Source organism: Streptomyces sp. NPDC007095 (assembly GCF_040634475.1).
In the GTDB taxonomy this organism is placed as follows: Bacteria; Actinomycetota; Actinomycetes; order Streptomycetales; family Streptomycetaceae; genus Streptomyces.
Genome location: NZ_JBEYFS010000317.1, coordinates 1 through 10,322, shown reverse-complemented (window position 1 = coordinate 10,322; position 10,322 = coordinate 1). Strand labels below are relative to the sequence as shown.

The 10,322-nt window shown below is 73.4% G+C and carries 2 protein-coding genes and 5 pseudogenes; 2 read left to right on the top strand and 5 right to left on the bottom strand.

From position 1 onward, the window contains the following. A pseudogene (locus ABZ656_RS52835) lies at positions 1–108 on the top strand (dUTP diphosphatase); the annotation flags it as partial. Here ABZ656_RS52835 and ABZ656_RS52830 read toward each other — a convergent pair. From ABZ656_RS52830 to ABZ656_RS52820, 3 genes and pseudogenes are all read right to left on the bottom strand, one after another. Continuing rightward, positions 92–319, bottom strand: a pseudogene (locus tag ABZ656_RS52830) (beta-ketoacyl synthase N-terminal-like domain-containing protein); the annotation flags it as partial. The pseudogenes ABZ656_RS52835 and ABZ656_RS52830 sit on opposite strands and share 17 nt — an antisense overlap. 44 nt (positions 320–363) lie before the next feature. Beyond that, on the bottom strand, positions 364–7,689 hold the full coding sequence (locus ABZ656_RS52825; RefSeq protein ID WP_360279198.1) for an SDR family NAD(P)-dependent oxidoreductase: 7,326 nt from the start codon (positions 7,687–7,689) through the stop codon (positions 364–366). A 538-nt stretch (positions 7,690–8,227) separates the two neighbouring features. Beyond that, a pseudogene (locus ABZ656_RS52820) lies at positions 8,228–8,527 on the bottom strand (AbfB domain-containing protein); the annotation flags it as partial. 73 nt (positions 8,528–8,600) lie between these two features. On the opposite strand from ABZ656_RS52820, the pseudogene ABZ656_RS52815 reads away from it, so the two are divergent. Continuing rightward, positions 8,601–9,313, top strand: a pseudogene (locus tag ABZ656_RS52815) (HAMP domain-containing sensor histidine kinase); the annotation flags it as partial. Between the two features lie 77 nt (positions 9,314–9,390). Here ABZ656_RS52815 and ABZ656_RS52810 read toward each other — a convergent pair. After that, positions 9,391–10,113: an alpha/beta hydrolase gene (locus tag ABZ656_RS52810; protein ID WP_101401665.1), complete on the bottom strand. Its 723-nt coding sequence runs from the start codon at positions 10,111–10,113 to the stop codon at positions 9,391–9,393. A 33-nt stretch (positions 10,114–10,146) separates the two neighbouring features. Continuing rightward, positions 10,147–10,322 (bottom strand): annotated as a pseudogene (locus ABZ656_RS52805) (esterase); the annotation flags it as partial.

Here is a 10,322-nt window from a genome sequence, read left to right as displayed (position 1 = left end):
CAGGAGGTCGCGGAACTTCCCGGCTCGGCGCGGGCCGCAGGGGGCTTCGGGTCCACTGGCGGTCATGCCGCCGTGGGCGGCACAACGGGTGGACCGCGGCCGGCATGATCCCGAACTCGGTGACGTCCACCTCGGCCAGCTCGTCCACGAAACCGCCGCGCCGGCAGTAGACCCGGTCGGCCCGGGGCCCGGCGCCGGGCGCGTAGTACTCCTCGGCGTCCCAGCGCCCCGGCGGCACCTCGGTGATGGCGTCGACACCGGAGACCAGGTTGTTCCAGTACGTGGCGAGGTCGGGGGCGCCCGGGAAGAGCACCGACATCCCGACGATGGCGATGGGTTCGGCGCGGGCGCCGGTCACGTCGGTCACCAGCCCGACGCCGTGTAGACGACGGCGGTGTCGCCCTCGGGCCCCCAGGCCAGCTCGCGCAGCAGGCTCATGGTGCCCTCGTCGGGGTCGATGAGCTGGATGCCGCGGCCCGCGTAGTGCCGCATCAGCTCGGGGGTGACCATGCCGTGGTTGCCGTCGCCGGTCGGCGCCCATGGACCCCAGTGGACGGTCAGTCCGCGGCGGCCGGTACCGGAGTCCGCCCAACGGGCGCCGAGGGTCTCCAGGGCGTCGTTGGCGGCGGCGTAGTCGCACTGGCCACGGTTGCCGAGGGCCGCCGCGATGCTGCCGAACAGCACGGTGAACCGGGGGCCCTCCCCGTCCGGCAACTCGGCCAGCGCGGCCAGCAGTTCACGTGCGCCGTCGGCCTTCGTACGGAACACCCGGTCGTACGACCGCGGGCTCTTCTCGGCGATCAGCCTGTCCTCGATCACGCCCGCCGCGTACACGACGCCGTCGAGTCTCCCGTGCTCGGCGTGGATCTCCTTCACCGCCCGGCGCACGGCGTCGCCGTCCAGCGCGTCCACGGCGCGGTAGCGCACCTCGGAGCCGAGCGCGGCGAGTCTGCGCAGGGTCGCGCGCACCTCGCGTTCGGCCTGGATCCGGCCGATCGCCCGCTCGATCTCGGCGGGGACGCGCAGCCCACGCGCGATGAGCGCGCTGCGCAGTTCGCCGGCGGTGCCCGCGGCGGCGAGCGCGGGGTCCTCCGCGCCCTCGGGCAGGACGGTGCGGCCGAACAGTTCGATCCGGCAGCGGCTCGCGGCGGCCAGGGTCGCGGCGAACCGGGCGGTGATCCCCCGGGCGCCGCCCACCAGCAGGACGACCGAGTCGGCGTCCAGACCGAGCGTGGCGGCCTCGGCGGCACCGTCCCCGGCCGGCCCCGCGCCCGTGCTGCCGAGCAGACCGAGCCCCTCCTCGGCCATGCGCAGTCCGCGCCGCGTGCCGGGGGCGCGCAGGACGACCGGCTCGTGGTCGGGCGCGGTGAGCTCGGCGACCAGCTCCGCGGCGATGTCCTCGGGCGCGGTGCCGGGCGCGTGCTCGACGACTCGGGCGACCGTGTCGGGGTACTCCCGGGCGAGCGAGCGGAAGAAGCCGCGCAGCCCGGGGGAGGCGCCCGCGGCGAGCATCCAGCGCGGGTTGCCCGCCAGGACCCGCTGGTAGGCGGGGAAGACGTCCGGCAGGACGGGCGGGGAGTCCGGCGCGACGAGGTGCACGATCCCGTCGAACTCTCCCTCGGCCGGAGGTTCTTCGGCGGTCACCGCATGGGCGCCGTGCACGGTCAGACGGGCGGTCAGCGCCTCGGCCACCGGCCCGGAACCGAGCAGCAGGAAACTGCGGCCGATCAGCAGGTCGCTGGTGGGCGCCGGGTCGGCGGGGGCGAGGTCGAACTCCCGCATCACGAGACGCTTGGGCGCCACGACGACGGGTTCGGGGACGGCCGGGACAGTTTCGAGAGTCTCGGGCTCGGCCGACTCACCTCGGACACCCACCACCAATGCGGCGATGCTCGCGGCCGTACGCGCCTTGGCCAGCTCTTCCACGTCGGTGTCGCCGGTCGTGGTGAGGCCGAGGCGGGTGGCCAGTTCGCCGGCTATCTCGGCTCTCTTGATGGAGTCGACACTGAGGTCGGCTTCGAGGTCGAGGTCGGGTTCGATCATGTCGACGGGGTAGCCGGTACGTTCGCCGATCACGTCGAGGACGAGGGCCAGGACGGACTCGGCGGTCGGGGCGGTCCCTACGGCGGGAGCGGAAGCGGGCGCCGGGGCGGCTCCCGGGCCGGTCACCCGCTCGACCAGCGCGGTGATCGCGGCGGCGGTACGTGCCTTGGTCAGTTCCTCCACGTCGGTGTCGCCGGTCGTGGTGAGGCCGAGGCGGGTGGCCAGTTCGCCGGCTATCTCGGCTCTCTTGATGGAGTCGACACTGAGGTCGGCTTCGAGGTCGAGGTCGGGTTCGATCATGTCGACCGGGTAGCCGGTGCGCTCGCCGATCACCTCGAGCACGACCGACAGCACCGAGCCACCTGCCGGTACGGCCACCGCAACCGGCGCGGCGGCGGGCAGCGCGGTCACCGTGACCGGGGCGTCGGCGGGCAGCGCGGTCACCGTGACCGGGGCGTCGGTGTACGTGATCGGGGCGGGGGCCGCGGGACGTATCCCCGGGTCCGCTCCCAGGTACCCCAGCATCACGTCCCGCTGCGCCGCGATCATCTCCCGGCTCGTGCGCAGGAACTCGCTGATCAGGGCCTCGGATCCGGTGGCCGCCGCCACTGGTCCGACCGGGCTGCTGTGGGTCACGAGGGCCTCCGGGACACGCTCGGCGGGGTGGAGTGCGGCGGCGGGGATCACGCCGTCCGCCGTACGGATCAGATGGCCGTCGACCGTCCACGCGGCGCGCCTGGGACGCGGGGCGCGGGCGTCGGCGGGGACCGCGTCCCGGCCCTGGAAGAGCCACGCGGTCCTGATGCCCGCACCGGCGACGGCCAGTTGGGCGAGCGCGGCGAGGAACCCGGCGAGACCGGCTCGTCGGCCGTCCTCCAGGGCGACCGTGCGGTGCGGCCGGTCGCCGAGGACCGCGCCCACCAGCCGGGTCAGCACCGAGCCGGGTCCGGCCTCGACGAAGACCCGGGCCCCGGCCTCGTACATCGCCTCGATCTGGTCGGCGAACCGGACCGGGGAGCCTATCTGCGCGGCGAGTTCGGCCCGGATCTCCTCGGGGTCCATCGGGTAGCGGGTGGCCGTACGGTTCGACCAGACCGGGAAGTCGGTGGGAGCGAACGGGACTTCGGCGAGCACCTCGGCGAAGGTCTCGCCGGCCGCCGCGACCAGCGGGCTGTGGAACGCGCAGGCGACCGGGATGCGCTTGGCGCCGAGCCCCTGGGCACGCAGTCGCTCGACGGCGGTGAGGACGTCCTCGGTGGGACCCGAAATGACCGTCTGGCGGGGCGAGTTGCGGTTCGCCGTCACCACCGAGTCGGCCAGACCCGCGGCGCTGAGGGCCGCCGCGACCTCCGGTTCGCCCGCGGCGACGGCGGCCATGGTGCCGGGGTCGCTTTCGCCGGTGGCGCCCAGGATGGCGGCGGCACGTGCGCGGCTGGTGCGCAGCAGGGCGTCGGGTGTCAGGGCGCCCGCCGCGGCCAGCGCGGCCAGTTCTCCGTAGCTGTGGCCCGCGGCCATCCCCGGGCGCACTCCCGCCCTGGTCAGGAGCTGGAACGCGGCGAGCCCGGTCAGACCGAGCGCGGGCTGCGCGACGGTGGTGTCGGTGATGCGCTCCCGCTGCTCCTTGCGGCCGGTCTCGTCGAAGGCGGCCGGCGGGAAGAGGACGCGGGCCGTCGTCTCGTCGAGCCGCAGGTTGCGCTGGAGTTCGGGGAAGGCGACGAAGAGTTCGGCGAACATCCCGGGGCGCTGGCTGCCCTGCCCGGGGAAGAGCAGCGCCACGTCACCCGTCTCGTCCTCGTCGGCCGTGAACAGGCCTTCCTTCGGGGCGTGTTCACCGGCTACCGCACGGCGCAGCAGCGCCGCCAGCTCCTCGGCCGACCCGGCGACGAGGGCGATCCAGGTCCGGACGCCACAGGTGCCTGCGGTGCTCGCCGTGCCTCCGGTGCTCCGGGCGCCCCGGGTGGTGGCGGCCTCGGCGCGCCGGGACGCGGCGAGCGCGAAGTCCCGCAGCCGCCACGGCTCGTACGGTCCGGGATCCGCTTCCACGACGGCGAGCAGTTCGGAGGCGGCCCGTACCGCCGCCGTCCGGTCCGCGCCCCGGAACGTGAAGAGCTCGGCGGGCCAGTGCTGGGCCGAGGTGACCGGCGGCGGCCCGTCCTCGTAGGCCCTCAGGACTACGTGGAAGTTGGTGCCGCCGAAGCCGAAGGCGCTGACCCCGGCCACCCGTTCGGCCGGCGCGGCGGACCAGGGACGGGCCTCGGTGTGGAAGGCGAACGGGCTGCTCTGCGCGTCCCAGGCCGGATTCGGCTGGGTGAGGTGCAGGGTCGGCGGCTTCACGCCGGTGTGCAGGGCGAGCGAGGTCTTGATCAGCCCGGCCAGCCCGGCCGCGCACTTGGTGTGCCCGATCTGCGACTTGACCGAGCCGAGCGCGCACGCGCCGGGCGGAGCCCCGGCCTCCTCGAACACCCGGGTGAGGGAGCCGAGTTCGGTGCGGTCACCGACGACGGTGCCGGTGCCGTGCGCCTCGACGAGTCCGACCTCGGCGGGCGAGATGCGCGCGTTGCGGTAGGCCCGGGTCAGCGCGTTGTACTGGCCCTCGGGCCGGGGCGCGGTCAGGCCGAGCGCCCGGCCGTCGCTGGCGCTGCCGACGCCCTTGATCACCGCGTACACCCGGTCGCCGTCCCGCTCGGCGTCCGCGAGCCGCTTGAGGACGACACAGCCGACGCCCTCGCCGAGCGCGATGCCGTCGGCCGCGCTGTCGAAGGGCGCGGAGCGGCCGGAGGGCGAGAGGGCATGCGCGGAGGCGAAGAGCAGGTAGTCGTTGATGCCGTTGTGCAGGTCGGCGCCGCCGCACAGCACCAGGTCGCTCGTCCCGCTCGCCAGTTCCTTGCACGCCACGTCGACGGCGGTGAGGGAGGAGGCGCAGGCGGCGTCCACGGTGTAGTTGGCGCCGCCGAGGTCGAGGCGGTTGGCGATCCGGCCCGCGATGACGTTGGCGAGGATGCCGGGGAAGGAGTCCTCGGTGAGCTTGGGCAGCCGCTCGTCCAACGCGGGCGGCAGGCTCCCCAGGTAGGCGGGCAGGACGGAGCGCAGGGTCATCGCGTTGGACAGGTCGCTGCCCGCCTCCGCACCGAACACGACCGACGCGCGGGCCCGGTCGAAGGACCGGCTGCCGTAGCCGGAGTCCTCCAGGGCGCGGCGCGCCGCCTCCAGGGCGAGCAGCTGTACCGGCTCGATGGCGGGCAGCGAGGCGGGCGGAATGCCGTACCGCAGCGGCTCGAAGGGGATCTCGGGGAGGAAGCCGCCCCAGCGGGACGGGGTCTTCTCCCCGGCGCCCCGAGGGTCGTGGTACAGCTCGGCGTCCCAGCGGGTCGCGGGCACCTCGGTGACGGCGTCCTCGCCCGCCAGCACGTTCGCCCAGAAGGTGGCGAGGTCGGGGGCGCCGGGGAACATGCAGGCCATGCCGACGATCGCGATGTCCAGCGGTTCGGGGGAGGGGGCGGCGGCGGGTTCCCCGATGCCGAGGGCCTCCCGCCGCGCCGCCAGGAAGCCGGCCGCGCCGCTGGTGACCGAGGCGTGCAGCTCGGCGACGGTGGTGACGGCGGAGCGCAGCACGGCGACCTCGCCGGCCATGAACATGCCCTCGGCGAGCTGTCTGTCCTCGCCGACCGCGCTCAGCCCGCCGTCGACCCGCTCGATGCCCTTGCTGGCCAGTCGTAGCCGCCCCACGTTGAGCCGCTCCAGCCGCTCCCAGGCCTCGCGGCCGGGTGTCCCGCGGGCGGCCAGGTCCTCCTTGACCGCGGCGAACTCGTCGGTGAACGGACTGCGAACACAGCGGGTGGCATGTCCGGGCGCGGTCTCCAGGAGGTCGGTGCGCTCGGCGTCGATCACCTGCCGCTGGAACAGGGGCAGCACCGCGCCCGCGTTCACGGCCTCCTCGGTGAACAGGTACGCCGTGCCCATCAGCACGCCCACGGCCGCACCCCGCGCGCTCAGCGGCGCGGCGAGCGCGGTCACCATGGCGGCGGAGCGTTCGTCGTGCACCCCGCCCGCGAAGAACAGCCGGAGTTCGGTGGCGGTGCCGTTCTTCGCGCCCGCCAGGAAGTCGTCGAGCACGCCGAGCTGCGCCTCCCACAGCGGGAAGCTGCCCCGCGGTCCGACATGGCCGCCGCACTCGGCGCCCTCGAAGACGAACTTGCGCGCGCCCGCTTCCAGGAACTGCTTCAGCAGCCCCGGCGACGGCACGTGCAGGAACGTGGAGATGCCCACCTCCTCCAGCGCGGCGGCCTGCGCGGGACGCCCGCCCGCGATGATCGCGTGGGACGGGCGGATCTCCCGTACGACCTCCAGCTGGGCGGCCTTGATCTCCTCGGCGGCGAAGCCGAGGACGCCGACGCCCCAGGGCGCCTCGCCGAGCGCGTCCCTGGTCTGCTCGAGTACGGCGCGGGTCTGGTCGGCGCCGGACAGGGCGAGCGCGATGAAGGGCAGCCCGCCGTGGCGGCTGACCTCGGCGGCGAACGCGGCCTGGTCGCTCACCCGGGTCATCGGTCCCTGGGCGACGGGCAGTTCGCTTCCGAAGGGGCGGCTGCCCGTGCCGTCGGGGCCGAGCGAGGGATCCGCGCTCTTCGCCGAGTCGAGACCGGGCCCCGCGCTCTTCGCCGAGTCGAGCGAGGGGTCCGCGCTCTTTGCCGAGTCGAGACCGGGCCCCGCGCTCTTTGCCGAGTCGAGCGAGGGGTCCGCGCTCTTTGCCGAGTCGAGACCGGGCCCCGCGCTCTTTGCCGAGTCGAGCGAGGGGTCCGCGCTCTTTGCCGAGTCGAGACCGGGCCCCGCGCTCTTCAACGCGTCGAGCACGGAGTCCCGTACGCCCCGTACCGCCGCGTGCACGGTGCCCCAGCGCTGCTGGAAACGGGTGGCGAGGAAGCCGTCCTGACCGATCTCGGGGGCGGGCGCGCCCTCCTGGGCACCCCGGCGCCGTACGACTCGGCGGCCGTCCTCCACGGTGGTCTCGGAGCCGTCGAGCCCGGCGAGCAGCGCGGAGGTCCCGGCGGGCAGTTCGGCCTCGGCCTCGGCGAGCAGGGCGAGCTGGGTGTCCAGGACGACACCGGCGCCGCCGCCCGCGACGACGGCCGCCGCGGTGTGCGGGCCCGCGCCGCCGCAGGCCCAGACCGGCAGGTCCAACTCGTCGTCGGCGAGGAGCTGTTGGAGGAGTACGAATATGCTCAGTTCGCCCACGGGACCGCCCGCCTCGTGGCCCCGGGCGATCAGCCCTTGCGCCCCGGCCGCGGCTGCGCGTAACGCCTGCTCGCGGCCGGTCACCTCGACGAGTACGCGGTGGCTGGGGAAGTCGGCGGGCGTGCAGGAGGCGTCGGCGGTCAGCAGGACGGTGTGGACACAGGCGGGGAGGTCCCGCGCGGGGAAGGCATCGTTGTCGCGGAGCCGTACGCCGAAACCGGCGGCCGACCATTCCTCGGCCAGCGCGAGTTCCGCCGCCGCCCGACGCCCACCCGCGGTGAGGTCGAGCACCCCGAGACCGCCCGCCCGAACGGCGGCCGCGGTGACGCGCGCCGAGGGGACGGCGAACGGGTTCAGGGCGACGACGATGTCCTCTACGGCAAACAGGCCGGAAGTATCGAAATTCGACACAGGCACGCGAACGCTCCAAATCGCACGAGGGTGAGGATTGGTGGGGGAGAGCGGAGAGCGCTTGCGCTTCACAACAAGCCGACGGCCGATGCGAAGCACGCTCATGCTTATTGCGCATCCACGTGAAAGTCAAACTCTCAAGGAGGCTGCCATTACCGGACGTAACACGGTCGACACAGCCACCGCTGAGCCAGATGTGAGCTTGCAACAGAGGCCTTGTTCCGTGGAGTTGGCGGGGTCGGCGACCGCTGGTCGGTTCGCTCCGTGACCCTGATTCGGCCTGCGGCAATGCCTGCTGACGTAGTGTCGAACGCGAGGTCCACTTCGATCTTGCGGAAACGAACTGTTTCCCCCGCCGTAAATTGAAACTTTTATTAGTTCCCCTCTTCATAATCAAAATTCACGTTGGTCGAAAGGGTGGGATTTCGGCAGTTGAGGGTGAATGGACACGTTTCGTACTCGCCGGTAAGTTGGCTCATTTCAACAGCACAGCCCGGCCGCGGGAGCGGCCGGGCTGTGCTGGATCCCTAGGTGTCGGGGCGGGTCACTCGGCGTAGAACGTCGCGTCCGCCCTGGCGAGCGTCGTGTCGGCGGGCTGGGTGTAGAGCAGGTAGCCGTAGTGCCGGAGGCGCCGGCCGGCGCCGCTGTACGACTCGAACGAGACACCGGAGGCCGCGTCGGCGAGGCCCGCCCGCCGGTAGAAGCCGGCGTCGTTCCAGAAGGCCGCCGTGCCGTCGTCCTTCTCCACCCAGACCTCGATGTTCTTCCGGTGGAGGTAGTAGCCCGGGTGGTTGGCCGATTCGAGGGAGACGGTCCCGCTCCCGGCGAGCCCGCTCACCACCCGTGTCCCTCGTCGTGTTCGCCGTCCTCGGCACGGCCCTGACGACGTGCATGAAGGACTACCTGGAACGTCAGCGCTGCGCCGGTTCGTCGCGGACGCCTCGCACGAGCTGCGTACGCCCCTGATGTCGGTACGCGGCTACGCGGACCTCTTCCAGTACGCCGCCGCCAACGCGCCCGAGGAACGTGAGAAGCACCTGGCCCGGCTGCGCGCCGAGGCCGCCAGGACGGGCGTACTCCTCGACGACCTGCTCCTCCTCGCCGGCTGGACGCCGCCGAGGCGGAGACACCGGTGCGGCTGGAGGACGCGGACCTGGCCGAACTGGCGCGGGAGGCCGCGGACGCCTTCCGCACCGGGCGAGGGGAGCACGTGCTGTCCGTGACGGCCGGCCCCGACCCGGCGCGCCTGCCCTTGGATCCCCTGCGTATCCGGCAGGTCCTCGACAACCTGCTCACCAACGCCGCCATGCACACCCCGGCGGGGACGAAGGTGTGCATGGCGGTGTCGGCCACGGGGAAGGGGCGGCCCGGGCGCGTCGGCTCGTCCGGTACGGCGGTCGTGCGGGTCTCCGACTCCGGGCCCGGGATCCCCGCCGCCGATCAGGAACGGGTCTTCGACCGGTTCTACCGCGTCGACAAGGCCCGCGGCCGCGACCGCGGCGGCAGCGGGCTGGGCCTCGCGGTCGCCCGCTCACTGGTCCGGGCACACGGCGGCACCATCGAAATGACCAGCCGCCCCGGCTCGACGGCGTTCACGATCCGTCTCCCCCTCCTGCCGGCGTTCCCGTGACCACGGGGGAGTACATCCACGCGGCCGCCGTCGGCTCGCTCGGCCGGTGCCTTCGGCCGGTGCCTTCGGCCGGTGCCTCAGCCGGTCGCGCGGACGGCGTCGCGGATCAGTTCGGCGACCAGCTTCGGCCGGGACACCGCGACGGCGTGCGAGGCGCCCTCGACCTCCAGGATCGTCGCTCCGGCACGCTTCGCGCCGAAGCGCTCGACCTCGGGGTTGATCGCCTGGTCCGCGGCGGCGACCAGGGCCCAGGAGGGCTTGGTCTTCCACGCGGCGGCGGTGGCCGTCTCCGTGAACGCCCCGGCGGCGAGCGGACGCTGGGCGACCGCCAGCACCTTGGTGACGTCGGCGGGGACGTCCGCGGCGAAGACGGACGGGAACGCCTCGGGGACGATGGTGACCTCGACGGCCGGGTCACCGCCCTCGACGGGATACGTGGCCTGCCTCAGGCTGCTACCCAGCGGCGAGTCGGGGAAGCGCCCCTGCAACTCGCCGAGGCTCTCGCCCTCCTCCAGGACGTACGCCGCGACGAAGACCAGCCCGACCACGTTCTCCACGGTGCCCGCGACGGTGATGACCGCGCCGCCGTAGGAGTGACCGACCAGCACGACAGGGCCGTCGATCTGCGCGGCCACCGAGGCGATGTACGCGGCGTCGGAGGCCAGAGAGCGCAGCGGGTTCGGCGGCGCGACGACGGGGATGCCGTGGTTCTGCAGTTCCGCGATGACGCCGGACCAACTGGCCGCGTCGGCGAACGCACCGTGCACGAGCAGGGCGGTGGGAGTGGTGTTCCCGGACATGACTGTCTCTCCTTGTCGGTCGTGTGGACCCGGTCAGCCCGCGTGCAGCGCGGTGTGCAGCGTGCGGGTGGCCATCGTCAGCGCGGCCTCGGCGGCGTGGGTGCCGCGCAGGGTGTTGAGCATCACGAAGTCGTGGATGATGCCCTGGAAGCGCACGGCGGTGACCGGGACGCCGGCCTCGCGGAGCTTGTTCGCGTAGGCCTCGCCCT

Coding starts and splice junctions, on each gene's coding strand:
- ABZ656_RS52810 (WP_101401665.1), bottom strand. CDS start 10,113: ATGTCCGGGAACACCACTCCCACCGCCCTGCTCGTGCACGGTGCGTTC.